At 66.5% G+C, this 24,613-nt stretch carries 22 protein-coding genes; 5 read left to right on the forward strand and 17 right to left on the reverse strand.

Annotated features, from left to right (window positions below; genetic code table 11):
* Positions 1 to 38 precede the first annotated feature (38 nt).
* From FHS96_RS01640 to FHS96_RS01650, 3 genes are all read right to left on the reverse strand, one after another.
* Entirely contained in the window at positions 39 to 1,745 is a 1,707-nt protein-coding gene (locus FHS96_RS01640) for an alkaline phosphatase D family protein (protein WP_429587532.1), read from the reverse strand.
* Positions 1,745 to 3,928 carry a TonB-dependent receptor gene (locus FHS96_RS01645; protein ID WP_429587533.1) on the reverse strand — a complete coding sequence of 728 codons (2,184 nt, stop codon included), beginning with the start codon at positions 3,926 to 3,928 and terminating at the stop codon, positions 1,745 to 1,747. The genes FHS96_RS01640 and FHS96_RS01645 overlap by 1 nt, the downstream gene beginning before the upstream one ends.
* 276 nt (positions 3,929 to 4,204) lie before the next feature.
* Positions 4,205 to 5,461: a TetR family transcriptional regulator gene (locus FHS96_RS01650; RefSeq protein WP_429587535.1), complete on the reverse strand. Its 1,257-nt coding sequence runs from the start codon at positions 5,459 to 5,461 to the stop codon at positions 4,205 to 4,207.
* 248 nt (positions 5,462 to 5,709) lie between these two features.
* Between FHS96_RS01650 and FHS96_RS01655 the strand changes: the two genes are divergently transcribed.
* The 3 genes from FHS96_RS01655 to FHS96_RS01665 all read left to right on the forward strand — a co-directional run bounded on the left by FHS96_RS01655 (position 5,710) and on the right by FHS96_RS01665 (position 7,575).
* On the forward strand, positions 5,710 to 6,300 hold the full coding sequence (locus FHS96_RS01655) for a hypothetical protein (protein ID WP_429587536.1): 591 nt from the start codon (positions 5,710 to 5,712) through the stop codon (positions 6,298 to 6,300).
* A gap of 192 nt (positions 6,301 to 6,492) precedes the next feature.
* On the forward strand, positions 6,493 to 6,786 hold the full coding sequence (locus FHS96_RS01660) for a hypothetical protein (protein ID WP_429587537.1): 294 nt from the start codon (positions 6,493 to 6,495) through the stop codon (positions 6,784 to 6,786).
* A 102-nt stretch (positions 6,787 to 6,888) separates the two neighbouring features.
* Complete coding sequence (locus FHS96_RS01665; RefSeq protein WP_429587538.1) at positions 6,889 to 7,575, forward strand: hypothetical protein; 687 nt, start codon at positions 6,889 to 6,891, stop codon at positions 7,573 to 7,575.
* Between the two features lie 31 nt (positions 7,576 to 7,606).
* On the opposite strand, the gene FHS96_RS01670 is transcribed toward FHS96_RS01665, so the two are convergent.
* On the reverse strand, positions 7,607 to 7,972 hold the full coding sequence (locus FHS96_RS01670; protein ID WP_429587539.1) for a DUF1330 domain-containing protein: 366 nt from the start codon (positions 7,970 to 7,972) through the stop codon (positions 7,607 to 7,609).
* Positions 7,973 to 7,983: 11 nt separating this feature from the next.
* The gene (locus FHS96_RS01675; protein WP_429587540.1) at positions 7,984 to 8,940 is read right to left on the reverse strand and encodes an alpha/beta fold hydrolase; all 957 of its coding nucleotides are present in this window, start codon (positions 8,938 to 8,940) and stop codon (positions 7,984 to 7,986) included.
* 71 nt (positions 8,941 to 9,011) lie between these two features.
* Between FHS96_RS01675 and FHS96_RS01680 the strand changes: the two genes are divergently transcribed.
* Positions 9,012 to 9,581 carry a TetR/AcrR family transcriptional regulator gene (locus tag FHS96_RS01680; protein WP_429587541.1) on the forward strand — a complete coding sequence of 190 codons (570 nt, stop codon included), beginning with the start codon at positions 9,012 to 9,014 and terminating at the stop codon, positions 9,579 to 9,581.
* A gap of 7 nt (positions 9,582 to 9,588) precedes the next feature.
* Complete coding sequence (locus FHS96_RS01685; protein ID WP_429587542.1) at positions 9,589 to 10,524, forward strand: alpha/beta hydrolase; 936 nt, start codon at positions 9,589 to 9,591, stop codon at positions 10,522 to 10,524.
* Positions 10,525 to 10,560: 36 nt separating this feature from the next.
* On the opposite strand, the gene FHS96_RS01690 is transcribed toward FHS96_RS01685, so the two are convergent.
* The 12 genes from FHS96_RS01690 to FHS96_RS01745 all read right to left on the reverse strand — a co-directional run bounded on the left by FHS96_RS01690 (position 10,561) and on the right by FHS96_RS01745 (position 24,587).
* The gene (locus tag FHS96_RS01690; RefSeq protein ID WP_429587544.1) at positions 10,561 to 12,201 is read right to left on the reverse strand and encodes an FAD-dependent oxidoreductase; all 1,641 of its coding nucleotides are present in this window, start codon (positions 12,199 to 12,201) and stop codon (positions 10,561 to 10,563) included.
* Positions 12,202 to 12,213: 12 nt separating this feature from the next.
* Positions 12,214 to 15,165 (reverse strand): TonB-dependent receptor, encoded by a 2,952-nt coding sequence (locus tag FHS96_RS01695; protein ID WP_429587545.1) that lies wholly within the window; start codon positions 15,163 to 15,165, stop codon positions 12,214 to 12,216.
* 76 nt (positions 15,166 to 15,241) lie between these two features.
* A complete protein-coding gene (locus FHS96_RS01700; RefSeq protein ID WP_429587547.1) occupies positions 15,242 to 16,186 on the reverse strand; it encodes a FecR family protein in 945 nt (314 codons plus the stop codon).
* On the reverse strand, positions 16,170 to 16,721 hold the full coding sequence (locus FHS96_RS01705) for an RNA polymerase sigma factor (RefSeq protein ID WP_429587548.1): 552 nt from the start codon (positions 16,719 to 16,721) through the stop codon (positions 16,170 to 16,172). Before FHS96_RS01705 ends, FHS96_RS01700 begins: the two co-directional genes overlap by 17 nt.
* A gap of 143 nt (positions 16,722 to 16,864) precedes the next feature.
* Complete coding sequence (locus FHS96_RS01710; protein ID WP_429587549.1) at positions 16,865 to 17,239, reverse strand: Dabb family protein; 375 nt, start codon at positions 17,237 to 17,239, stop codon at positions 16,865 to 16,867.
* Positions 17,236 to 18,330, reverse strand: coding sequence for a LacI family DNA-binding transcriptional regulator (locus FHS96_RS01715; protein ID WP_429587550.1), 1,095 nt, complete (start codon positions 18,328 to 18,330; stop codon positions 17,236 to 17,238). Before FHS96_RS01715 ends, FHS96_RS01710 begins: the two co-directional genes overlap by 4 nt.
* An 85-nt stretch (positions 18,331 to 18,415) precedes the next feature.
* Entirely contained in the window at positions 18,416 to 20,098 is a 1,683-nt protein-coding gene (locus FHS96_RS01720) for a GMC family oxidoreductase (protein ID WP_429587551.1), read from the reverse strand.
* A gap of 26 nt (positions 20,099 to 20,124) precedes the next feature.
* The gene (locus tag FHS96_RS01725; protein ID WP_429587552.1) at positions 20,125 to 20,970 is read right to left on the reverse strand and encodes a sugar phosphate isomerase/epimerase family protein; all 846 of its coding nucleotides are present in this window, start codon (positions 20,968 to 20,970) and stop codon (positions 20,125 to 20,127) included.
* On the reverse strand, positions 20,967 to 21,536 hold the full coding sequence (locus FHS96_RS01730) for a gluconate 2-dehydrogenase subunit 3 family protein (RefSeq protein ID WP_429587553.1): 570 nt from the start codon (positions 21,534 to 21,536) through the stop codon (positions 20,967 to 20,969). The genes FHS96_RS01725 and FHS96_RS01730 overlap by 4 nt, the downstream gene beginning before the upstream one ends.
* Positions 21,533 to 22,366: a 3-keto-disaccharide hydrolase gene (locus FHS96_RS01735; protein ID WP_429587554.1), complete on the reverse strand. Its 834-nt coding sequence runs from the start codon at positions 22,364 to 22,366 to the stop codon at positions 21,533 to 21,535. Before FHS96_RS01735 ends, FHS96_RS01730 begins: the two co-directional genes overlap by 4 nt.
* Positions 22,367 to 22,380: 14 nt before the next feature.
* Positions 22,381 to 23,298, reverse strand: a complete 918-nt coding sequence (locus FHS96_RS01740) for a hydroxypyruvate isomerase family protein (RefSeq protein WP_429587555.1) — start codon at positions 23,296 to 23,298, stop codon at positions 22,381 to 22,383.
* Positions 23,298 to 24,587 (reverse strand): MFS transporter, encoded by a 1,290-nt coding sequence (locus FHS96_RS01745; RefSeq protein WP_429587556.1) that lies wholly within the window; start codon positions 24,585 to 24,587, stop codon positions 23,298 to 23,300. The genes FHS96_RS01740 and FHS96_RS01745 overlap by 1 nt, the downstream gene beginning before the upstream one ends.
* Between the last annotated feature and the right edge of the window lie 26 nt (positions 24,588 to 24,613).

A 24,613-nucleotide genomic window follows, 5' to 3' on the forward strand; every position in this document is an offset into this window, starting at 1 on the left:
GGGCGAGGCCGGGTGACGGATCGCGTCACCCAAATCCATCATGAAACCCGCCAGCCTCCCAGCACGCCCTCACTGATCGCCGCCCGCGCACGCTTGGCGATATCCAGCCGACCCACGGTTTCGCGCGGGTTGAGCACGCGAACGAACTCGGCATCCACCCTGTCGCGGGTGAGGCTGACGGTGACGAAGCCGATCGCGTTGACATCGCACCACAGCACGTCGCGGCTGGCCTCGGCAAAGGCTTCGCCCACCGGCCCCGGCGGCAGCAGCAATTCGCCGATCGAAGGGCCGGTTACGGTGGAGGCGGAAAGCTCCAGCCCGATCCGCTTCTCGCCGCGGTGCGATTCATTGATGAATGCCATGTGGCTGTCGCCGGACAGCGTCAGCAGGTTTGCGCCGCTCGCCTCGAACAGGTCGTAGAGCTGCTCGCGCTCGGCGGGGTAGCCGTCCCACGCGTCGAGGTTGAGCATCGGCAGCTTGTGGCGGGTCATCGCGCGGAACGGCGCCAGCGCGGGCTTGCCACCGGGAAAGCGCGTCAGGTCCGGATAGACGTAGCTCGACAGGATGGTCTGGCTGCCGAACAAGAACCAGGGCCGTCCGGCCGCGCCATGCGCTTTCAGTTCGTCGCGCAGCCAGTCGCGCTGCGCCGCGCCGATCATCTCGCGCCCGGGTGCGGCCAGCTTGCGGCGGAACCCCGCCACATCGGGTTCGAGGGCATAGCCGGCCGGTAGAGCCTTGCGGTCGAGCGTGGCCAGCGCTGCGGCGTCGGTCACCACCTTGGGGGCTGCGGGATCGCGCGCGTCGATCACGCGCATCTCCAGATCCTTGCCCAGCGAAAGCTGCTCGTCGCGCGCCTTCAGCCGCGTCTCCGGCATCGCCAATGTGGCGAGATCGCCGAAGGCGAAGCTGCGGTTGACGCCGAAAGGATCCGCGGGCGCCGGATCGCGGATCGGCATCCATTCGAGATAGGCCTGAACGGCGGCGCGCTTGCGCACCTCCCAGTCGCCATTGGTCTTGGGATCATGATGCTGGGCGCCATGTACCCAATCATCATTGGCGATTTCATGATCGTCCCACATGCACGCCCAGGCAGCGCGGGCATGCGCATCCTGCAGCGCCGGGTCGCGGCGCCATTGCGCGTAGCGCTGGCGATAATCGGCGAGGGAGACGGTGTCGTGCGCGGGTTCCACGGGGCGCAGCAGAGGCGCGCCGAGCGTGCCCTGCGGGCCATACTCGTAGATATAGTCGCCGATGAACAGCACGAGGTCGAGCCGTTCGCGCATCGCGATCGCGCGATAGGCGTGGAACTCGCCATACATGTACATCGCGCAGCAGGCGAGGACGAGGTCGAGCCGGTCGAGCCGCCCCGCCGGCAAGGTGCGCGTGCGGCCGATCGGGGATGTGGCGCCAAGCGCCTGGAAGCGATAGAAATAGTCGCGGCCCGGCTCCAGCCCTTCGGCGATCGGCTTCACCGTATGGTCGCGAGCCGCCGACGTTTCGAAGCTGCCGCTGGCGACGATCGCCCGGAAGCCGCGGTCCGCCGCGACCTGCCAGGTGCCGCGCACTGCGTCGCCGCCGGGCGCGGTCACCCGCGTCCAAAGCAGCACGCTGTCCTGCGCCGGATCGCCGCTCGCCACGCCATGGGCGAAGGGCCCGCGCGCCTGCGCCGCCGCGGGGCCGGCGGCGAGCAGAAGCCCGCCCGCCGCCGAACCCGCCAGAAGCGCGCGCCGTGTCAGCGCGCCCATCAGAAGCGCGCGCCCACCGAGACGCCCCAGGTGCGCGGCGCGCCGCTGATCCGCGCCACGTTGGAGGCACCGGTGGAATAGACCGTATCGGTCAGGTTGCGGACGAAGCCGGCGATCGACCAGCGCTTGTCGAGGCGCAGGTCGACGCGCGCGTTCACCAATGTGAAGTCGCCGGCCTCGCTGTTGTTGTCGAGATTGCCGTAATAGGTGCTGACGAAGCGGGCATTGACCTGCGGGATCAGCGACACGCGCTCGCTGAGCGGCAGTTCGTAGCGGATCATGCCGTTGATGGTCATGTTCGGCGCGAATGGCAGGTCGCTGCCAACGCGACGCAGCCGTTCCGCCTCGGTGCCGGTTTCGATCTCGAGGATCTCGGTGTCGAGCAGCGCGACGCCGAGGTCGAGATCCAGGTTGCGCACCGGCTTCGCGCGAACGCTGAGTTCGGCGCCATAGGAGCGCGCCTTGCCGACATTGGTGCGCACCGCGGTGGAGGCGCCGTCATAGACGACGGTCGAGCCGGCCTGGATGTTGGAGAAGTCGTAATAGAAGGCGGCGGCTTCGATCTGCACCGGCCCGCCGCGCGGCAGGAACTTCACGCCGGCCTCATAGGCCCAGACTTCCTCGGAATCGAAGGCATTGGCCTCGGGTGCGGACCAGATCGTGGTGCCGTCGAACCCGCCGGCGCGGAAGCCGCGACCGATCGAGGCATAGGCGCGGGCGCTGTCGCTCAGCTCATAGCTGATCGTGGCGCGGCCGGAGGGGCTGGTTTCCTTCATCCTGTTGTCGAAGATCGCCGGCAGGTCGAACACGCGGCCCGCCACCGTCAGCCCATAGGGATCGAGGTCGAGCGTGCTGCCGTCGAACCGCCCCGTCTCGTGCGTCAGCCGGATGCCGGCCTCGACGCGCAGGCGCGGCGCCACCAGCACGTCGACATTGGCGAAGCCGGCGAAGCTTTCGCGGTTCTGCTTGTAATCCGCCTCGAAGATGGTGCGGTACGTGTCTGAGCCGTCGAGGATGCTGTAGAGATCCACCGAGTCCCGGAAATAGGCGCCGCCGACCGTCCAGTTGAAATTGCCGGCATCGCGGTTCTGCAGGCGGACCTCGACCGAGCCCTGATGGATCTTGTCCTTGTAATCGATGTCGAAGGTGCGGGTCGGCTGACCGTCGTCCCAGTCATAGTCGCTGTCGAGGAATTCATAGCCGGCAAGCGCGGTCAGCATCGCCGAGTCGCCGATTTCCTGATTGAGCGTGACCGACGCGCCCCAGCTCTTGCGCTTCCGACGGGCATCTAGATTGCTGTAATAGCTGCGCGGCGGCAGCCCCAGATTGGCGCGCTCGGACTGGCCCTGGCCACCATCATCCTTGAAGGCATGGACGTTGAACAGCAGTTCGGTCGGGCCGTTCATGCCGATCGAAAGCAGCGCGCGGGCGCCGTAGAAATCCACGCCGGCGGCTTCGTCCGACCGGCCCGGATCGATGATCGGCGGGATCACGCCCGGCACCGGCGTCGTGCCGCCAAGGCCGTTGGCGCCCAGCCGGGTGAGGAAGCCGTCGGTGCGGTCGTACAGCCCCGACACGCGCAGCGCGATCGTTTGGCTGAACGGCACGTTCACCGCGCCTTCGGCGCGGAGCGTGTTGAAGCTGCCATAGTCGACGAAGGCAAGGCCCTCGACATGCGTGCTCGGCTTGTTGGAGATCACGTTGACCGCACCGGCGGTGGTGTTGCGGCCATAGAGCGTGCCCTGCGGCCCCTTGAGCACCTCGACGCGCTGCACATCGAACATCTGGCCGCCGATCAGCGCCGAGGATCCCTGGTAGATGCCGTCGAAATGGACCGCGGCGGACGGATTGCCGTTGGGGCGGAAGTCATCGAAGCCGATGCCGCGGATTGTGAAATTCTGCACCGTGCTGCCGCCGACCAGCGGAGTGGTGACGATCACGCCCGGCGTATGCTGCGACAGGTCGACGAAGCTCTTCACCCCATCCTCGCGCAACTGGTCGCCGCCGATCGCCTGCACGGCGGCGTTGACCTCGAGCAAGGTCTGCTCGCGCTTCTGCGCGGTCACGACGATATCGCCGCCGCTCTCGTCTTCGGCGTGCTGGGCGAAGGCGGGCATGGCGGTGCCGGCAAGCAACAGTGCGGCGAGCGCCGGGATGGCGCTGCCGGAGCGGATGGACAACATTTGGACCCCCTTGAATCTGGACGCTGGCATCGGCCAGTCGATTGGCTTCGTCGCCCTCAGATCTCTCGTTTCATGCTGGCTGCGTAACGCCAGTTCTATGTTGAGAGCGGCTGTTAGGGGTGGAATGAGACAGGAAAATTACACGCCATGAATTTTCCAGAGCGTGATGAAATTGGGTGGTCAAGGTATCTGGACATAACGGCCGTTCAACCCAAGATGTCCGTCATCCCGGCTCAAGGCCCGGATGACGTAGTGACTCGTGATATCCGGCGCATCTCAGCGTATTCCCGCCAGCGCCGCTGCAGCGTCCAGCACCCCGTCGCCCGGCCCCGCCACATCCGGCGAGAGCGCCAGCGCTTCGTTCAGGATCGCGCGTCCCTTGATCCAGATGGCGAAACCCGCCGCGGCCGGCCGGCCGAGTTTCAGCGCGTCCGGCCACAGCAGCCGGCTGCTGCGGTGGATGCCGAGCCCCTCGATCACCCGCAGCTTCAGCATCAGCGGCACGAGTTCGGGCTGGCGGGGTGCGGCCATGCCGAGCTGGCCCAGGATACGGGCATAGTTCACATAGAAGCCGGCGGGCGCGTCGCCCTCACCGGGCCGGGTGGCGCGTTCGAGTTCGGTGCGCCAGCGATCGGCGTCGGCGGCGGGCTGGCGCGCATCGGGTTCGTCGACGTTGAGCATGCTCGGCAGTCCGCGCATCATCGCGTGCCACACCGCCGCGTTCACGAAGGAGGCGAAGTCGCCATAATGATAGACGATCAGCGACGGCGTGACCGCCGCCTCGCTGGCCAGCCGCCGCACGTTTAGCCCGGCTAGCCCCTCGCGGATGATCGTGGCGGCGGCGCAATCGAGCAGCCGCTCCATCGCCGCGCCCGGCGGCGCCGTCATCGTCTCGTCCGGAAAGCGGCCCGCCATCAGCCAGTCGATCGCCGCGGTGGACGCGCGGCGATCGACTGGCGTGCCGGCCTGGCACTCGAACAGCGCGGTCAGCGTGCCGCGCAGCAGCAGCGCATAGCCGGGCTCTCCGCCCAGCGCCGATGCGAAGCCCAGTTCGATGATGCTGCAGGTGGCGATCACGTCGGCCAGCGGCGCGAAGGGACCGTCGTCGAGCAGCGCGTGCCAGAAGGCGCGGCGCATCGCGTCCCAGTCGCGTAGCAGCGGCGCCGCGTCCGGAAACTGGCGATGGCGGAACAGCAGTTCCAGGCAGACGCGACTGGCCGGGTCGCGGCTCTGGTCGAGGATGTAGAAGGCGATCGCGGCGGCGAGATCGTCGGGCGTCTGCGGCAGCCCGGCCAGCTTCGCGCGCAGCGCCTCATGCGCGGCGGCGCTGCGTGCCACCGCATCCTTCATGGTGGCGAGCAGCAGCCCGTCCTTGCCGCCGAAATGCTGGAACACCGCGGTGGTGCTCTTGCCCACCGTCGCGGTGATCGCGCGCAACGAGAGGCTGTCGATCCCCGCAGTCGCCACCGCCGCGAGGGTCGCGGAGATCAGGTCCGCGCGCAGATCGCGCGGATGCGTGTCATCCGTTGCCATGCATCACGCTGTTGCCCATCGCCCCATCCGGCGAGCGATGCGCCAGCAACGGGCGGCAGGGCAAGCCCGGATCGCAAGCGAACTTCGGCAGGCTGCATCATGGCCAACCCCGCGCATCGCGGCTAGGCTCGGCGCTGCCACGCCGGGCCCGCGCCGTAACCGGAACATCCGGTTGCGCTTGCGAGTCTGGCTGGCGCGCCTGCACTTTGACCCGCGCTTTGGCCCGCACTCTGGATCGAGACCATCGAATGACCCCTGTCGCCAGACCCTCCCTTTTCCTTGTCGCCATTCTCGGCCTCACGGGTGCGGCGCCCGCCGTCGCGCAGACCTATCCGGCGAAGGAGGTCGGCAGCTGGACAGTGGCGGCGAGCAGGGACGGGCAAGGCTGTTTCCTCACCCGAACCTATGATCGCCCCGGGCAAACGACGCTGCTCGTCGGGCTTGAGGTGGATGGCGACAATCATGTCACGCTGCTCAACGCCAATTGGTCGATCAAGCCGAAGGACGAGGTGAAGCTGAATTTCCGCCTCTCCAAGGCCACCTATACCGATCGCTTCGCGGTGGGGATGGAATCGGAAGCCAAGAAGGGGTTCGTCACCAGCTTCCCCGCGAAATTTCTCGCCGATTTCGCGGCGTCGACCACGCTGGACATCGCGCGCGGCAAGGTGCCGGTGGAGAAACTTGGGCTCGACGGCAGCGCCGCTGCGGTCAAGGAGTTGCGGCGCTGCGTGTGGATCCACAAGGCCAAGGGGCTGGGAATCGAAACGGGCAAGGAGCGCGCGGACGGCATTCCAGCGGACCCGTTCGCCACCGATCAGGACGCCAGGCCGAAGAAATGATGTGGGTCGCACGCTGCGCAGATTCGCGTGGTTTGCGCCGAGTGGTGCCCGGCTCAAGGCGAAAAAATGGCCGTTTTCCGCTGATCGGAACGGATGCACGGTCGATCAGAATCCGATTGGCGGAACTTTGGCGGTCCGCTTGGATTGTACCGTTGGATTAACGATACGGAATAATATATGTCGCACTCTCTGATGAAACTGGCTCCCGCGGTTGTGCTTTTGGCTGGCGCGGTTGGCCTCAGTGGTTGTGCAACCAAATCCTTCGTAAGGGAGCAGATCGCGCCGGTCAGCCAGCGCGTCGACACGCTCGAAGCAAGGCTTCAGGAGACCGACGGCACCGCCAAGACCGCGCTGGCGGAAGCGCAGGCCGCCTCGCAGGCGGCGCAGGCCAATGGCCAGCGCATCGACCAGCTCGGCGCCCGCGTCGACGGTGCCGAACAGCGCATCGCCGCGCAGGAAAATGCGCGGAAGCGTCCCCGCAACTAATGGTTTCGGGTCGGCCCCTGCCTGCCGACCCGCATAATTAGTCCCCCCGAAACGGTCGTCGCGTCATGCGGCGGCCGTTTCCTTGCGAGCAGCCAGACATCGATGATCAAATGCTTTCCGGCGCTGGCGGCGCTGGCCCTTGCGCTCCCCACCGCGGCCATCGCGGTTCCCCCCGAAGCGACGCAGCAGGCGGCCGACAGCGCCGCCGTCGAGGAGAAGCCCGGCCCGTCGATCGGCGCCCAACGCGTGGCGGATTGGGTCGCCTCCTCGGGCGACAATGCCGCGCTGCCCTATCTCATCATCGACAAGCCCACCGCCTCGGTGCGGCTGTTCGACGCCAAGGGGAAGATGCTGGCAGAGGCGCCGGTACTGATCGGCATCGCGCTGGGCGACGACGCCACCCCCGGCATCGGCGCCAAGAGTCTTTCGGAGATCGGTCCGGCCGAGAAGACCACGCCGGCCGGCCGCTACCTCGCCAAATTCGGCCTCGCAGTGGGCAAGGAACGGGTGCTGTGGGTCGATTACGCGACGTCGGTCGCGATCCACACGATCCCCAAGACATCCCCAAAAAAGGAACGCCGCCGCCAGCGCATGCTCTCGGCGACGCCCGACGACAACCGCATCACCTTCGGCTGCATCAACGTGCCGATCGCCTTCTATGGCAAGACGCTGCGGCCGCTGTTCCAGAAGAAGGGCGGCTATGTCTATGTGCTGCCCGATACCAAATCGGTGGAAGAGGTGTTCCCCCGCCTGCGCGTCGAGGCGCTGAAGGCCGGCGGCGCGGGCTGATCCGCACGCGCCGCCGGCGTCCGCCGCCCGGTCAGGCGGCGGCGTATGTCGGCTGGAGCACCGCCTCGACCAGCGCCGCCTCGCGCAGATGGCCGGCTTTCTCATCATAGTCGGGATCGGCGACCATGTCCGTGAACGCCTTGCGGCTGGGATAGCGCACGAGCGCGACCATGTCCCATGCCTGCCCCGCCTCGGCCGACAGCGCCGGCAACCCCTCACCGACATAGACCAGTTCGCCACCATAGCGCCCGAGCAGCGGACCGACCGCGGCGATATACTCGTCATAGCGCTCGCGTCCGCCATCGGGCCGGAAGCGCAGCAGGTTGAGCATGACGATGGGCCGGTCGTCGGTCTCGGCGGCAAAGCGCTGCAATTCGCTTTCGATCAGCGTGATCATGGTCGTTCCTCTTAGCTGTGGCCGGCAGGTTGGGAAGCGAGGCCCGCCAGAAACCCCGTCAGCGCCGCATTGACCTGTTCCGCCGCTTCGAGCTGCGGCCAGTGCCCGGCCTGTTCGATGGAAAGAAAGCCGCGCAGCCCGGGCAGCGCCGGGCGCAACGCCGCTTCGCTGGGCTGGCGCACTGCATTCAGCCCGTCCCGTCCCCCGGTCAGGAAGAAGGATGGCTGGGGGACGACCGCGCCGGCATAGGCGCGCCCGACCAGCGCATAGAACGAGTCGATCGCGCGGTAATAGTTGAGCCCGCCGTGGAAGCCGGTTTCGGCGAAGCTCGCTACCGCTTCCTCGATATAGGCGGGATCGATCGTGCGCAGCGGTTCGGGCGCAGGGCGCAGCAGCCCCCGTGCCGGGTCGAAGGGATCCCAGCGCAGACCCTCGGGTGCCTGGCCCGACGTCCAGTAATAATTGCCCGGGATCGTGGTTGCGGCATCCACCCAGGCGGCATCGGCTTCGGGCCGGATCTGGGAGAACATGTAGAAATCGTCCTTTCCCGCCGCACGCAGTTCGTCGAGAAAGGTCGGGCCGCCGGGCTGGATGAAGGGAACGCTGATCCCGAACACCGCCGTGAAGCGGTCCGGACGCAGCATCGCTGCGGTCCAGGCGACGTTCGCGCCGAAATCATGCCCGACGACGGCGGCGGTCGCAATGCCCAGTGCGTCGAGCACCGCGACGAGATCGCCGACGCAGTGCACCGCCATATAGGCCTCGGCCTCCTCAGGCGCGTCGCTCTCGCCATAGCCGCGCATGTCGAGCGCGATCGCCCGCCAGCCGGCATCGGCCGCAGCCTGCATTTGCGACCGCCAGCTCGACCAGATCGCCGGAAAGCCGTGGCAGAACAGGATGGCGGGGCCGCTGCCCTGTTCGACGACGTGCAGCCGAATGCCGGTCGCATCTATGTGATGATGGCGCATCTCGATTCTCCTCGCCATCTCTGCTAATACATGTGTATTGAGTTGGCAATACGAGTGTATTGGAGAAGTGCGTGGCTGACGATCAGCGGGAGGCTTTGCTCGAAACCGGGGTGGCGCTGGCGCATGCGCGCGGCTTCGGAGCGACCGGCGTGCGGGAGATCACCGCGGCGGCGGGGGTTCCCCAAGGCTCCTTCACCAATCATTTCCGTTCGAAGGAGGCGTTCGGCGTGCTGCTGCTCGATCGCTATTCCGCGCGCATCGAAGGAATCATGCGTGAAACTTTGGAGAATGAGGCGCTGCCGCCGGAAGAGCGGCTGATCGGCTATTTCGATCGGATCGCTGCAAATGCCGCTGCGCTGGAATGGCAGCGCGGCTGTCTGGTCGCAGATCTTTCCGCAGAGATCGCATCGCATGGCGAAGCACTGCGTGCCGGGCTGCAAGCGGCACTCGAACGGCAATCCGCGCGGTTCGAGGCGGCCGTCGCAGCGGTCTTTCCCGGGAACGATAGCGATCTCGGCGCCGTTCTGCTCGCAGCGTGGCACGGTACACTGCTGCGCACCAAGGTGGAGCAGACGCCGACGGCGATCGATCGCTTCCGCCGCGTGCTTGCCGCCCTTATCGCGGCCAGACAGGAAGGATAGGTTCGCAGTGTCGGAAAACCCCCGGTCCGTCTCTTTCAGGAATGGTGATCTCGATCTCGCAGGGGCGCTGCACCTGCCGCCCGGCTTCGATGCCGGGCGCCGATATCCGGCACTGGTGATCGCCACGCCCGGCAGCAGCGTGAAGGAACAGATCGGCGCGGTCTACGGCCGCAAGCTGGCCGCGCACGGCTTCGTCGTGCTGGTGTTCGACCCGGCCTATCAGGGGCAGAGCGGCGGCTTCCCCCGCGACCGGGAAGATCCGGCGACACGCATCGAGGATATACGCTGCGGCGCCGACCACCTCGTTACCTTGCCGTTTGTCGCGGAGGACCGGATCGGGCTTCTCGGCATCTGCGCAGGCGGCGGCTATGCTGTGAGCGCGGCGATGATCGACCGCCGCTTCAAGGCGCTGGGCACGGTGGTGGCGAGCAATATCGGCCGTGCGTTCCGCCAGAACGAAAACACGCCGAACGCGGTCGAAGACGTGCTGGAGGCAGTCGCGCGCCAGCGCACCGCGGAGGCGCGGGGCGCCGCGGTGCGTCGCGACAACTGGCTGCCCGACACGCCGGAAGATGCCGCCGCCGCAGGCATCACCGACCGCGACATGCTGGACGCGATCGACTTTTACCGCACCCCGCGCGGACGCAACCCGCACTCCACCAACCGCCTGCATTTCGAAAGCATGAGCCGCATCCTCGGCTTCGACGGCTTCCACCTCGCTGAACAGCTTCTCGTCCAGCCGGTGCTGGTCGTGGTCGGCGGCCGCATCGGCACCACCTTCTCCTATGCCGACGGCAAGCAGCTTTACGAGCAGGCCCGCAACCGGCGCGGGTTCGTCGCCGTGGAGGGGGCAGGGCATTACGACCTCTACGACAAGGACGAATATGTCGATCAAGCGGTGGCGGCGCTGGCCCCATTCTTCAAGCAGCAGCTCGGAGCGTGATGTCCTCCCGAGCGCAGCCCGGGAGCACAACGGTCCTTAACGTGGCAGCTTCAGGATCTGCTCCTCGGCCACCAGTCGCTTGCTCAGCTTGCCATAATCCACATCCTGCACCGCCACCCCATCGGCGATGGCGATATCGGCCGCCGCCGCCGCCGACTGTCCGAGGATCATGAACACCGGCTCCATCCGGATCGAACCATAGGCGATGTGCGATGCGGAGAGGGCGACGGGTACGAGCAGGTTGGTCGCGTCCTGCTTCTTCGGCACGATCGCGTCATAGCTGATCGGATAGGCGCCGCCGGGATCGACCTCGATATTGCCCTCGTTCCGCGCGAAACCGCGGGCATCGACGATGCGCTGCACATTGTGCGAATCCATGTTGTAGGATCCCATGCCCACCGGTCGCGGGGTCGCCTTGGTGCCGCGCAAATGTGGTTCGGCCATCACGAAGTCGGAAACCATGCGCCGCGCCTCGCGGACATACATCTCGCGCGGCCAGTGGCCGTTCTCGGCGAACTCGTCCTTGCAGAGGCCCCAGCGCGACATTTCCGCACGGGTCTCCGCCGGCACGCCGGGATCATTGGCCATGAACCAGAGCAGCCCCTGCTGGTAGGTCCGGTGCTCCGCCGCGATCGCGGCGCGTTCGGCATCGCTACCCTCGGGATAGCGATAATTCATCCCGATATTGTCGAAGGAAAAGGCGCCGTAATTGTTGGTGTCGGTCTTGCCGTTGGGGATGCGATCGAACTTCTTGAAGAAGGTCCGATAGCCCGCGTCCATATAGCGCTTGAGCAGGGCATACTGGCCGGCGTCATAGCCTGCAGGCTTGGGCAACGGAACGCGGTTGGCGGCGACGTCGGTCAGGCACATGCGGAAGGTGTAGGCTTGGATCTTGCTGTCGGCGCTGCCGTCCGGCGCGGGCTTTTCCGCGCTGATCCGCGGCAACAGGCCGGACCTCGGATCGCCAGGCACGCGATAGGGATCGACGTCGCGCTCGAACTGATGATTGGTGGTGTTGGCGAGCTGCACGCCGTTCAGCGTCTCGCCATAGGTCGCATTGGCCTCGCGACCCACCGCGAAGCGCACGTCGGCACCCGCCATCAGGTCGCCCTCGTAACTCGCGTCGATGAAGACCTTGCCGGCGAAACGCGTGCCCGCAGTCGAGCGGAAGGCGATGATCCGGCCGTCCTTCGTCTCGACGCCGCTTGCGCCGCGATCGATCGGCTGCGACCGGATGACGGTGGCGCCCGCCGCCTTCACCCAATCCTCGAGGATGCGCTCGGCGACATGCGGCTCGAACTGCCACATCGCCGCGCCATCGACGAAATTCTCCGCGCGCTCGGGCCGCTTGGCGAGCGTCCAGGCGGCGGGATCGTCATAATGGCGCTTCACCCGCCGGTAGAATTCCAGCGAGAGCCCGCCGATCGCGCGATGATTGCCGGTGTCGGACCAGCCGAGCCCGTTGGTCGTCATGCCGCCCAGATAGGCGTCGCGACAGATGAGGGTGACGCTGCGGCCGAGCCTGCGGCCCTCGATCGCGGCGATCACGCCGCCGGCGGTGCAGCCATAGATAACGATGTCTGCCGCCGGTGGCGGCGTTTCCGCCTGCGCGGGCGCCACCGGTGCGAGCAGCGTCAGCAGGGTTGCCGCCAGCGCGGCGGTGCGAATGTAGGCCATCAAACGCATCCTTCAGAACGTCGCCGCGACGCCGAAGAAGATCCGGCGATCCTCGCGTGACGAATTGAGCAGACGCGCGCGCGTCTGCAGATATTGGCGGTCGATCTCGCGGGTCAGGTTGATCGCTTCCACCGTCAGCCGGATGTTGCGGGTGAGGTTGACCTGCCCGGAAATGTCGAGCTGGCCGCGCGCCTCTGCATAGGAACTGCCGCCCGCCGCGGCGCCGCCCTGACCCAAGAGGTAGGAACTGCGGTAGATATAGGCGGCGCGCAACGAGAAGGTCTCATCCTCGTAGAAACCGATCAGATTGTAGCTGTGCTTGGATAGGCCGGGCAGCGGCAGCGCCGCCTGCGTCGCCTCGTCGATCAGCGGCGTCTCGCTGTCGACATAGGTGTAGTTGGCTTGAATGCCGAGATTGTCGAATGGCGCCGGCAGGAAGCTGAGCGATTGCTGGTAGGCGACCTCGAAGCCCTTGATCTTGCCCGCCTCGCCATTGACGGGCTGGGTGATCTGGAAGGTGCCGAACTGTTCGGACAGACCAGGGATGAATTCTTCCTGCGTGACGTTGATCGTGAAGGAATCGACATCCTTGTAGAAGGCGGCGAAGGTCAGCGCGCTCGACGGCTGGAAATACCATTCCAGGGTCACGTCATATTGCGTCGCCTCGAACGGTCGCAGATTGGGGTTGCCGCGCGAACCGGTGCGCGACACGAACAGCGGCACGAAGCTGACGCCGACATCGCTGAGGCTGGGCCGAGCCACCACCTTCGCCGCGGCGGCGCGCAAGGTCAGGGTGCGGCTGAGGTCGAGCGAGACGTTGGCGCTGGGCAGCCAATAATCGAACGTTGATTTGGATGCGGTCGCCTCGGTGTCCGAAAGGAAGCCGGACGAGATGCGCTCGAAGCTGATATAGCGCACGCCGGCATTGCCCGAGATCGGCAGCGATCCGATCTCCCCCTCGAAATTGCCCTTGGCGTAGAAGGCGATGGTATCCTGGTCGACATCCTTGATCGAGACACGCCCGAACGGGATGTTCTCCGCGCGCGGGATCGGCAGGTTGAAGGCGTCGCGCGCTGCATTCTTGTCGGTGGTGCCGCCCAGGAAGTCGCGCGGGAAGTTCCCGCTGACGCCGGGGAAGAAGCTGCCCTGGCTGTTGTCGTAGACGAGCCCCGGCAGCTCATCGACGGTCAATATGCCGTCGCCATTGCGATCGCCGATGCCGAGCAGGCTCGCGGCGGAGGGAATGTTCTGCGGCGCTTCCGAATAGAATTGGATGGTCTCGAAGCGGGTGCCGGTCTCGATCGATTTCAGCGGGCCGAAATCGGTCATGATCTCGAAATCGACGCGCGCGTCATAGCCGACATTGTCGGTGATGAAGTCATTCTCGAAGATCGAGGCGAGCTGGTACTGGCCGGGATCATCGCGGTTGAAATTGGTGTTCAGCGACAGATCAGGCACGGGATTGCCCGCGGACAGATCGTAGCTGGCGTTCGTGATGTTGCCCGCGCGTGGCACCACGACATAGGTGAAGGAGGCGCCGGGGCCGCCATCGGTGCCCTTGCCCTTGCTGTAGGAGGCGTCCACCGACACCTTCACCCGCTCGCCATCATATTTGGTCGAGAAGCCGAGGTTGGTGGAGCGGAACTCGGTCGGCTCGTCATAGACCAGCGGGCGCAATGTCACGCCGTTGAACGTGCCGCTGATCACGGTGCCATTCTGGTCCGCCACCGCGTTGACGTCATTGTCGTTGAATAGCACCTGGTAGTTCTGGCTGTTGCGTTCCCGCTTCAGCCGTGAATAGGTGCCGTCGAGGATGATCTCCCAATCCTCGGCGGGGCGATATTGCAGCGATCCGTTGAGCGTCAGCCGCTTTTCCTTGCGATCGTAGATGCGCGCCATGAAGCGGTTGGGGCGGAAAAGGCCGGGATCGTTCACCCCGTCGCCATCACCGTCGATATTGTTGGTCCGCGTCCAGCCGCCGCTGTCATAGCTGTAGCCGCGGGTTTGGATGTCCGAATAGGCGGCGCTCGCGAGAATGCCGAAGCGGTCGCCGAAATTCTTGGAGATCAGCGCAGATCCGCGATAGCCGAGATGGTCGGCCTGATCGGTATAGGCGCCCTGCACGCGGCCGCTGGCGACGAAATCGTCAAGCTCCAGCGGGCGCTTGGTCTTCAGGTTCACGGTGGCGCCCAACGCGCCTTCCGGCATGTCCGCCGAAGGAGACTTGGCGACGACGATGCTCGAGATGATTTCCGGGCTTACCGACTCCAGCGAGGCGCTGCCGCCGGCGCCCGGGCCGAGGAAGGTGCGACCGTTGATCTCCAGCCGGTTCTGCGAAATGCCGCGGACGGTGAAGTTGGAACCGTCGCCCTCGCGCCGAGTGATCTGCACGCCGGTGATGCGGCTCATCGATTCCGCGACATTCTGGTCGGGCAGCTTGCCGATATCCTGCGCGGTGATGACGTCGACGATCGTGTCCGCGCGCCGCTTGACGTTGATCGATTCCTGCAGCGAAGCGCGGATGCCGGTGACGACAATGTCTTCCGCCGGCGCCTCGGGCTCGGGCGGCGGGGCGGCTTCGGCGGCGGCTACGGGCGATGCAGCATCCTGTGCGGCGAGGCTGGCGGTCGCCAGCCCGGTGCGGGCCGCGGTCTGCCGCCGCTTGAGCACGATCGCGCCGGCGGCCTTCACCGGCACGAGGTCGGTACCCGACAGCAGCATGGACAGCGCGGTGCTGACGTCGATCGTGCCGCGCACCGCATTTACCGTGATGCCGTCCGCGATCGGGCCGGAAACGAGGATCTGGATGCCGGCCTGGTGCGCGAACAGCGGGATGCCGGTCTGCGCGGGCTGCGCGGCGACGTCGAACCGCCGCACCTGCGCCGCGGCCTGCGTGGGGGCGGCTGCGCACAGGATCGCCGTTGCGATCGTGCCGAGCAGGTAGTGCCGCGTCTGGGCCATCATCGTCTCTCCCTGTTGGTCGGGCGCACCTGTCCCCGGTGCGCTCCCGATGATATGAGTCGATGCGGTGGGGTTTCCGTCAGGGCGTCGGCGGTTTTTTGCGCGACAGCCGAATTTCGGTGGGCGTGGTCGTCACCTCGACATCGATCGAGGTGGCGAGCGTCGCGGCGAAATCCTCCGGCTTGTCGATCTGGAACAGGCCGACGAGGCGCTCGTCGGCAAGGCCGGGATCGGCGATCACGAGCTGGCGGTGGTTGTAGCGGTTGAACTGCTCCACTGCGCTCGCCAGGCTTTCATTCTCCAGCGCGATCTCACCACTGCGCCATGCCAGCGCGCGTTCGATCCGCGCCGGTGCAGTGCCTACCGCGGGGGCCGCTCCGGCGACGGTAAAATCGGCGAATTGCCCGGCCTTGAGAATGGTCATCGCGCCATCCGCATCCCGCGGCCATACCGCGACGATCCCCTCGGTCACCGTCACCTGCACGCCATCCGCCCCGCGGCGCACCGAAAAGGCAGTGCCCACCGCGCGTGCCTGCGCAATGCCGGCATCGACGATGAATGGGCGCGTCCGATCCTTGGCGACCTGGAACCAGGCCTGTCCACTTTCCAGCGCGACGCGGCGGGTGTCGCTGCTGAGCATCACCCGCATCTCGCTGCTGGTGTTGATCGTGGCGACCGACCCGTCGCCCAGCGGCAGCCGGCGGATCTCGCCGCGCGCAGTGACGACGCGCTCGCCGCGCGTTCGTGTCCAGCCGATCATGCCGGCGACCGCGGCGGCCATCGCGCCGCCGATCCCTGCCAGCATCAGGCGGCGGCTGGGCTGGCGATCGTTCGCCGCCCCGATCTCGGCCTTCTCCGGCGCAAGCGCACGGTCGATCGCGCTCAGCCCGGCCATCGCCCGTAGCAGGGCGCCCGCATGCCGCGGATCGCGTGCCAGCCAGGCGTCGAGCGCGGCTTCCCCCGCCGCGTCGAGCGGGTGGCGCAGCGCCCAGGCGGCGGCTTCCTGTTCAGCGCGTTCGTGCACGGGATGCCGCCTTCGTTGTCGCCGTGCCGGGGCCTTCGGCCGGTTCGGTCATCAGCTTCAGGATCGTGCGCAGGCTGCGGCTCGCCTCATTCTCAACGATCACTTCGCTGACGCCGAGCGTCGCGGCGATCTCCTTCTGACTGATCCCCTCAACGCGCCGCATCAGGAAGATGCGCCGAGCGCGATCGGACAAGGTGGCAAGGGCCGCCTGCACCCGCCCCAGTTCCTGTCGCGCCACGGCAACACGCTCCGGCGAGGGCAGGTCGCTGTGGAGATGATCCGCGTCGGTGTCGGCAATGGGCTCGATGCGCACAACGGTGGCGGTGCGGCGCTGGCGATATGCCAGATTGCGCGCCATCGTGAACAGATAGGCGCGCGGCGATCCGATGCCGGACACGTCGGGCAATTGGGCGAGGCGGCAATAGCATTCCTGCACGATATCCTCCACGTCGTCCGCAGCGACGAAGCGTCGCTGCAGCCAGATCCGCAGATCGCGTTCATGCGGCAGGATCTCACGCCCCACCCAGTCAGCCAACGCCTCGCGTTCCGTGGTTTCTCTCCTCTCCCTTCCCCTTTGAGCCGCGGGGTAGGATATTCCGTCAGACGCGCGGATAAAATTGTGCGTGGTGATCGGTGGCATTTTTCCTCCCCGGCTCGGCACGGGGAGGGATATTCAGATCACATCGTCTGCATGTCATAGACGACGACGCGCTGCCACAGATGGCTGCATTTCTTCACGAATGCCTGATGGATCGCATGATCCTGATAGGTCTTCTGGTCGACCGCATTGTCGAAATACATCAGTTCCGACACGTCGTAGCTCGCATCCACCACGTCGCGGTTCTCGGTGGGGGCGGGGGTGCCGATCAGCAATGTGCGGATCACCGGGATCGCGCGGAGCGTCTCCAGGCCGGCGATCAGCGCCGCACGATCGGCCTGGGATCCGGGGTTCTTGAGCCAGAAGAAGACGTGGTGGACCAGCGCCGCGGCGGGTGCGGCGGCGCCTGCCGCGGTCGGTACCAGCGCCGCGCCGGCGCCGCCTATGGCCATCATTGCTGCAATCTCCCTTCGGGTGACGTCCATCGCAATTCTCCTGTAGCCCGTTCCGCCCGCGGCGGCATCGAAGTGGATTCCCGCTCGACGATGCTGTGGTCGAACAGTTCGTCGGCGGTGGTGGCGCTGGCCATGCCGTCCAGCGCGGCGATCAGGCAGTGGGTGGCGCGATAGGCCATTTCCTCTACCGGCTGGCCGACCACGGTCAGCGGCGGCCAGATGCGGGAGGCGACGATGGTGTCGTCAAATCCCGTCACCGCAAGATCGCCGGGCAGGCGCAGCCCGAGATGATTGGCATGGGCGATCACGCCTGCGGCCAGATCGTCGCTGGTGCAGATGATCGCGCTCGGCGGATCGGCGCGCTCCAGCAGCGCGCGCCCGGCGGTGAGCCCGGCGGCATGATCAAACTCCAGCCCGTGCAGCACCAGTTCCGGTTGCTCGGTTACGCCATGGGCGACCAGCGCGGCGCGGAAGCCGTCGAGCCGCGCCTGCACCACGCTATAGGCGTCCGGCCCCGCGACATAGGCGATGCGGCGGTGGCCGCGGGCGAGCACCCGCTCGGTGATCGCGATCATCGCGGCGCGATTGTCGATGCGGACGGTGGTCAGGCCGGGCAGGGACTTGCCGGTCGCGATCGCAGCCACCGGCACGGCAAGTGCTGCGAGCGCGGCGGAGCCGCTCAGCATTTCGGCGACGGGAGGGACGAGCAGCAATGCATCGGCACCGTTGCGCACCAGGTCCTGCGCCATCTTCTCTGCCTCTGCCCGGTCGGTGCCTTCGCCGCCGCGCAAGGTGAGCTGCAGGCCGTGCGCGTTGGTCGCGCGCAGCGATCCCACCAGCACCGCATCCAGGAACGGCGTACGGCTGTTGCAATAGACCAGGCCCACCGTGGTGGCACGCGCCTTGGCGAGGCGACGGGCGGCAAGGTTGGGGACGTAGCCCAGCTCTGCGATCGCTGCGCGCACCGTCGCGACGGTCGCTTCGCTCGCGCGATTGACGCCGTTGATCACGTTGGAGACGGTCATCGCGGATACACCCGCGCGCTCCGCCACCGCACGGATCGTCACCCCATCCTGTCGCCGTCTCGCCATCCGCCCCGCTTTCTGCGCGCATCCCGATCGCGCGTCCCGGCAATCTGCAAAGGATAAGGCGGGCCGGCGGCACGCCAGCCCCGGCTCAGATCGTGCCCGCCTTCATCGCCGCAACGGCATGATCGGTGGCCCGCGCCGTCAGCGCCATGAAGGTCAGCGACGGATTGACGCACGCGATCGAGGCCATCTGTGCGCCGTCGCTGACGAACAGGTTGGGCGCATCATGCGCCTGGCCCCAGCTGTTGACCACTGACTTGCGCGGATCGGCACCCATGCGCGCGCCGCCCATCTCGTGGATGGCATCGCCCGGCACATGTTCCTTTTCCTTGACCTTGACGTTCTTCAGGCCCGCCTGGCGCAGCATCTTCTCGCCTTCCTGGCCGGCGTCGGCGATCAGGCGCAGCTCGTTGCGGCGGAACGTCACATCGAAGCGCAGCATCGGCATGCCGAAGCGGTCGAGCTTGTCGTGGTTCAGCGAGATGCGGTTGTCCTCATAGGGCAGGCATTCGCCGAACGCGCCGATGTTGAACTTCCAGCCGCCATAGCGGCGCATGCCATGCTTCATCGATGCGCCGAACCCCTCGGGCTCGGCCGGCTCGCGATAGGCGCCGCCCTGATAGCCATAGCCGCGGGTGAAGCCGAGGCCTTCATCCTTGCCGAGGTTGCGGAAGCGCGGGATGTAGATCGCGCCCGGGCGGCGGCCATATTCGATATACTCTTCCATCCCGGGGATCTCGCCGGTGATGCCGACGCGGAAGATGTGATCCATGACGTAGCGGCCGAGCGTGCCACTGCTGTCGAAATGGCTGCGATCGCTGCCCGGCGCGCGCGAATTCATCATGATCTGGGTGGAAGCCATTGCCGAGGCGCACAGGAACACGATGCGCGCGCGCACGGTTTCCGCCTGCCCGGTCTTCGCATCGACGAAGCGCACGCCCGTCACCCGCTTGGCCGCGGGATCATATTCGAGGTTGGTGACCACCGAATCTGGCCGCAACGTCAGCCGGCCCGTGGCGCGTGCGGCGGGCAGCGTCACCGCCTGCGTCGAGAAATAGGCGCCGAACGAGCAGCCATTCGCGCACTGGTTGCGGAACTGGCACTTGGTGCGGTTCTGGTCCGGCTTGTCCTCGGTCATGTTGGAGACGCGGGCGTTGATGAGCTTGCGCCCCGGAAACGCGCCTTCCAGCCGCGGCTTCAGCCATTGCTCCGCGACGTTCATCGGGATCGGCGGCTGGAACTCGCTGTCGGGCAGGTAGGGCAGGTTTTCACGTGATCCCGAGATGCCGGCATATTTCTCGACATAGCTATACCAGGGGGCGAGATCGTCATAGCCGATCGGCCATTCGCCATCGATGCCCTCGCGCTTGTTGGCGGCGAAGTCGTCGGGCGACCAGCGGAAGCTCCAGCGGCCCCAGATCAGCGACTTGCCGCCGACCGCCGCCGGCCGGATCCAGTAGAATTTTTCGCCATTCTCGTAATCGTAGCGATTCAGGCGATCATTGTTATAGAATGCCTGATTACTCGGTGCGACATAGCCATGCTTGGCGATGAAATAATCGCTCTCTTCCAGCCGTTCGGGCATCTGGTTGCGCGCGGGAACTTCGTAGGCGGGGCGGCCGTCATAGGTATAGCCCTCACCATGTTCGACCATGAAGCCGCGATCGAGCATCAGCACGCGCAGGCCCTTCTCGGTCAGCTCCTTCGCGGCCCATCCGCCGCTGATGCCGGACCCGATGACGATCGCATCGTAGCTGTCGGTGGCTGCCATCTATCTGTCCTCTCTGTCCGACGCGTTCAGAAGCGCAGCGCGCGAAGCGTCTGGAAGCTCTTGGTAATGTCGGGAATATAAGGCGCAGGGGCCTGGTCGTTCTCGACGTAGAAATGCTTCACCCCGGCCGTCGCGTTCAGCTTGAACAGGCGGGCGAAATCGATGGTGCCGGCGCCGACCGCGGTCATCTTCCGGTCCGGCCGCATATCCTTCACATGATAGGAATAGATGCGGCCCGGGAAGCGTTTGATCAGCGCCTCGGCATCCTGGCCGGCATAGATCGCCCAATAGAGATCGAGTTCGATCTTCATCAGCGCGGGGTCGACCGCCTTGACCAGCCGGTCGAACAGCGTCTCGCCGCCCGGCGCCACGGTGAATTCGAAATCATGGTTGTGATAGGCGAAGCCGAACCCGGCCTGCTTTATCTGGCCGGCAATGCGCGCGATGTTGGTCACCGCAATCTGCCACGCCTCGGCATTGCGATGCTTGTCGACCATATAGGGAAGCACGATCGTGTCGGCGCCCAGCGTGCGCGCCATCGCCACGCTCGCATCGAACTGCTCGAGCAGCGCGTCATAGCCGATATGGACCGAAGGCGCCTTCAGCCCCAGCTTGTCCATCGCGCCGCGCAGCATCGCCGGGTCCATCTTGTCATAGCCGCCGCCGCCGAACTCGACCTCGCGATAGCCGACCGCTGCCACCTTCTGCAGCGTGGCGACAGGATCGGCCGCGAACAGATCGCGCACCGTATAGAGTTGCAGCCCGATCGGGCCGAGCTTCGCCTTGCCGGCAGCGAAGGCGGGGCCGGCAAGGCCGCCGAGCATGGCGGCGCCCGCCGCGCCGAAGATGAGCGAACGACGATCGATGTTCATGCCGAATAGACCTTGTTGACCTGCGAGTAGAGGAAGGCGCCGTTATATTCGCCCGGCACCGGCAGATATTCGCGTTCCTGGGTGATGCCGATTTCGGACGTGTAATAGCCGGTGATCACCAGCTGGCGGAAATCCTCGAAGAAATCCTCGCCATTGGGGATGCGGTTGTTCATCGCCAATGTCAGCAGCGCGTCCTGCTGTTCGGGCGTTGCCGCCGCACCGGCGACCTTGTAGTCGCGCTGGCTGCGCGCCTCGAGCGCATCGAGGCCGGCCTTGATCGGCTTCAGATCCTTGGGCAGCGCCCAGTCCGCAAGCAATTTCTCGATATAGGCCGGCACCCCCGCGGCGATCGCGCCCGGCGTGTCGGTGGTAGGGATGATCCGCTCGCACAGCGCGGTCATCAGCGCGCGCTGTTCGGTGGTGAAGACTGCGACGCTGGGCGGCCCCTGGTCGATCACCGGCGGCACGCCCGGTGCGGGTATCCCCGCCGCACGGGCGAGGGGCGCGAAGAGATTGGCGCCGAACATGGCGACGACGCCGGCGAGCGCGGTTCTGCGGTCGATCATGGCCGGTCCTTCCCGAGATCCTGGGCGATGGCGTCTTCCGGCAACGGGCGGACCCAGATGTTGCGGAACGACACCGGGCTGTCATGGTCCTGCAGCTGGATCGGCGCTGCGTCGCCATGCGCCTGATATTGGCCGACCTTGCGCCAAGCCGTCGTGCCCAGCATCGCCTGATGGTTCTGCACCAGCACGCCGTTCAGCAGCGCGGTGACATAGGCGGGGCGGACGAGGCTGCCGTCCGCGGCGAAGCGCGGCCGTTCGAAGATGATGTCGTAGCTCTGCCACTCGCCCGGCGGCCTCGACGGGTTCACCAGCGGCGGCTTCCACGCATAGACCGCGCCTGCCGCCCCATCGGCGTAGGTGGGGTTGTTGTAGCTGTCGAGGATCTGCACCTCGTAGCGCTGCATGAACCAGATGCCGCTGTTGCCGCGATCCTGCGAGCTTTTCTGAGGCGGCTTGGGCGATCGGAATTCGAGGTGCAGCTGCACGTCGCCGAAGCTCTGCTTGCTGATGAGGTTGTTCTCGCCGCCGCTCTGCGCGCGCGACGGCACCGTCATCACTCCATTCGCCAATGTCCACGGCCCGCGTTCGCCCTGCCATGCGTCTAGCGACTTGCCGTCGAACAGGATGATCGCGTCGGACGGTGCGCCGCCCGGCTGCGCCGCGGGCGTCACCACCTTGGCGGCAGGACGATCGGGATCATGGACGTGCCACTTGCCGCCCGGCAGCATCGGCGTGTCCTTGAATCCCGGCTTGTCCTCGGCGGTGGCGGCCGTTGCGGAAAGGGCGAGCAGCCCCGCCAGCAATGCCCGCTCGATGCGGATGCGCGTCATGATCTCGCCTTTCCTTACGCTGCGTCGATCGCGCGATAGGCGGCGATGAGCTTCTCCTCGCCCGCGCGCCCCTCGACCGAATTGCCATGTTCCATGCCGATCACGCCGCCATAGCTGCGCGCGCGCAGCCAGCGGACGATGTTGGCGTAGTTGATCTCGCCCGTGCCTGGCTCCTTGCGGCCGGGGTTGTCGCCGAACTGGATGTAGCCGATCTCCGGCCAGCAGGCCTCCATCACCGGGATCAGGTTCCCGGACTGGATCTGCTCATGATAGAGATCGGCGAGGATCTTCACGCCGGGGCTGTTGGCGCCGCGCGCCACCGCATAGCCCTCGGCGATCGACCGCATATAGACACCGGGATGGTTGGTGCGGGTGTTGAGCGGTTCCATCACCAGCACCAGCCCGTGCGGCGCGACGATGTCGCCGGCGCGGCGCATCACATCGATCACCCGCGCGGTCTGGATCGCCTCGGGCACGCGGCGGTCCATGAAGCCTGTGACCACGGTCATGTGCTTGGCGTTCAGCCGCTTGGCGATCTCCACCGCGCTCGTGATGTCGGCGAGGAAGGCCTCGCGCTCGGCATCGTCATTGGCGCCAAGCAACGGGCGAAAATCCGCCCACTTGGGCATGCTCGCCACGAACACGCCCATCGTCATGCCGCGATCGGCCAATGCCTTGGCCATCGCGTTCTGCTGCTCGATCGGCCGCTTGCGCGCCTCATTGTCTTCCCAGGCGCGAAAGCCCTGGTCTGCGGCGAAGGCGATCTGCTCGATCAGCCCGCCGCGGCTGGCGAAGCTTCCCTCGTGCGGCGCATAGCCCAGCGAGAAGCGCGCGGCGTTGGTGGATCTGCCGCCGCCGTCCTGCGCCGCAGCCAGGGCCGGGGCCGCCGCCGCGGCGACACCCGCGGCGATCATGGTTCGGCGTGACATCATCAAGCAGGCTGCTCCGTCCGGCGCGCGGCGCGGCGGTCACTGATCCAGATGAGGCCGAACACCACCAGCAGAACCAGCGGCACCAGGGTGAGCCGCGCGAAGGATTGGGATGCCGCTGCATCCTCTACTGCCCGCAGCGCATCGCCGGACAGCCGAGTGAAGGCTTCGGAGCCGCCGGCGATTTCAACCTTCGCCTGGTCGAACATCTCGCCCAGCCGCGGCAGCACGAAGAAGCTGGCAAGCGCGCCCGCCGAACCGACGAGGCCGAGCGCCCAGGCGTCGCCGCGCGGATAGCGCTCGGCGACCGAGGCGAGCATCGTCGGCCACATCGCGCAGACGCCCAGCCCCCACACGGTCGAGGCGAGGATCGCGGCGAATGGCGATTGCGCCTGCGACAGCATGTACAGCCCGATCGCGGCGAGCAGGCTGGAAATCCACAGCAGGCCGGGGTTGGAAAGCCGCCCCGCCAGCTTGCCGGCGAAGTGGCGGAATACGAACATCAGCGCGCTGACATAGACGAGCAGCAGGATGCCGCGCATGCCGACGCGGTTGCTGAGCGCGACATCGAGCCACTGGCCCGGCGCCAGTTCGGAAGAGGCGGTAAGGAACATCGCGCCGAACCAGATGAAGAAACTGGGGCGGCGGAACACCTCCAGCATCATGCCCTTCATCCCCGCGGCGGTGGCGGTGGCCGGCGGCGTCGGGAAGCGGGTGGTGAGCGCGATGAGGATCACGCCGATCGCGGGGATCAGCACCATGGCCATGATCGCCTGCCACGGCAGCACGGAGTCGAGAAACACGCCGGTGAGCCCGCCGACGATCATCCCGCCGGGAAACCAGGCGTGGAGCACGTTGAGCCGGTGGGTGGCGTCTTCCGGGTAGAGGCGCGCGGTCAGCGGGTTGATCGAGGCTTCGGCGAGCCCCCAGCCGATGCCGCTGACGAGCATGCCCAGCCAGACGATGTGATAGATCGTCATGCCGCTCGCGAGGCTGCCCGCGCCGGTGATCAGCAAAGTGCCGACGACGAAGCACAGGCCGCTGCCCGCCAGGATCTGGCGCATGCCGATCCGGTCGAGCAGCGGGCTCGCGACGAACAGGGTCAGCGCGAAGCCGAGGAAGGCGGAGCCGAGCGCGGCGCCGATCAATTCGCCCGCCGCGATCGGATCGATCGGATCGATCCATTCCGCCTTGAGGCTGCTGGCAATGGCGGCGCGCAGCGCGGCGCTGAGCGAGGCGGTGAACAGCGCAAGGACGCTGAGCCAGAACAGCCTTCGTCGATCGACACCCATTTTCTCATTCCTCTCCGTTTATCCTG

It is taken from the genome of Sphingomonas zeicaulis, from assembly GCF_050433225.1.
Taxonomy (GTDB): Bacteria; Pseudomonadota; Alphaproteobacteria; order Sphingomonadales; family Sphingomonadaceae; genus Sphingomonas_D; species Sphingomonas_D zeicaulis.

Bases quoted from the DNA above. Each gene is read 5' to 3' on its own strand.
- FHS96_RS01640 (WP_429587532.1), bottom strand. From the start codon at position 1,745: ATGGGCGCGCTGACACGGCGCGCGCTTCTGGCGGGTTCGGCGGCGGGC.
- FHS96_RS01645 (WP_429587533.1), bottom strand. From the start codon at position 3,928: ATGTTGTCCATCCGCTCCGGCAGCGCCATCCCGGCGCTCGCCGCACTG.
- FHS96_RS01650 (WP_429587535.1), bottom strand. From the start codon at position 5,461: ATGGCAACGGATGACACGCATCCGCGCGATCTGCGCGCGGACCTGATC.
- FHS96_RS01655 (WP_429587536.1), top strand. From the start codon at position 5,710: ATGACCCCTGTCGCCAGACCCTCCCTTTTCCTTGTCGCCATTCTCGGC.
- FHS96_RS01660 (WP_429587537.1), top strand. From the start codon at position 6,493: ATGAAACTGGCTCCCGCGGTTGTGCTTTTGGCTGGCGCGGTTGGCCTC.
- FHS96_RS01665 (WP_429587538.1), top strand. From the start codon at position 6,889: ATGATCAAATGCTTTCCGGCGCTGGCGGCGCTGGCCCTTGCGCTCCCC.
- FHS96_RS01670 (WP_429587539.1), bottom strand. From the start codon at position 7,972: ATGATCACGCTGATCGAAAGCGAATTGCAGCGCTTTGCCGCCGAGACC.
- FHS96_RS01675 (WP_429587540.1), bottom strand. From the start codon at position 8,940: ATGCGCCATCATCACATAGATGCGACCGGCATTCGGCTGCACGTCGTC.
- FHS96_RS01690 (WP_429587544.1), bottom strand. From the start codon at position 12,201: ATGGCCTACATTCGCACCGCCGCGCTGGCGGCAACCCTGCTGACGCTG.
- FHS96_RS01695 (WP_429587545.1), bottom strand. From the start codon at position 15,165: ATGATGGCCCAGACGCGGCACTACCTGCTCGGCACGATCGCAACGGCG.
- FHS96_RS01710 (WP_429587549.1), bottom strand. From the start codon at position 17,239: ATGATGGCCATAGGCGGCGCCGGCGCGGCGCTGGTACCGACCGCGGCA.
- FHS96_RS01715 (WP_429587550.1), bottom strand. From the start codon at position 18,330: ATGGCGAGACGGCGACAGGATGGGGTGACGATCCGTGCGGTGGCGGAG.
- FHS96_RS01720 (WP_429587551.1), bottom strand. From the start codon at position 20,098: ATGGCAGCCACCGACAGCTACGATGCGATCGTCATCGGGTCCGGCATC.
- FHS96_RS01725 (WP_429587552.1), bottom strand. From the start codon at position 20,970: ATGAACATCGATCGTCGTTCGCTCATCTTCGGCGCGGCGGGCGCCGCC.
- FHS96_RS01730 (WP_429587553.1), bottom strand. From the start codon at position 21,536: ATGATCGACCGCAGAACCGCGCTCGCCGGCGTCGTCGCCATGTTCGGC.
- FHS96_RS01735 (WP_429587554.1), bottom strand. From the start codon at position 22,366: ATGACGCGCATCCGCATCGAGCGGGCATTGCTGGCGGGGCTGCTCGCC.
- FHS96_RS01740 (WP_429587555.1), bottom strand. From the start codon at position 23,298: ATGATGTCACGCCGAACCATGATCGCCGCGGGTGTCGCCGCGGCGGCG.
- FHS96_RS01745 (WP_429587556.1), bottom strand. From the start codon at position 24,587: ATGGGTGTCGATCGACGAAGGCTGTTCTGGCTCAGCGTCCTTGCGCTG.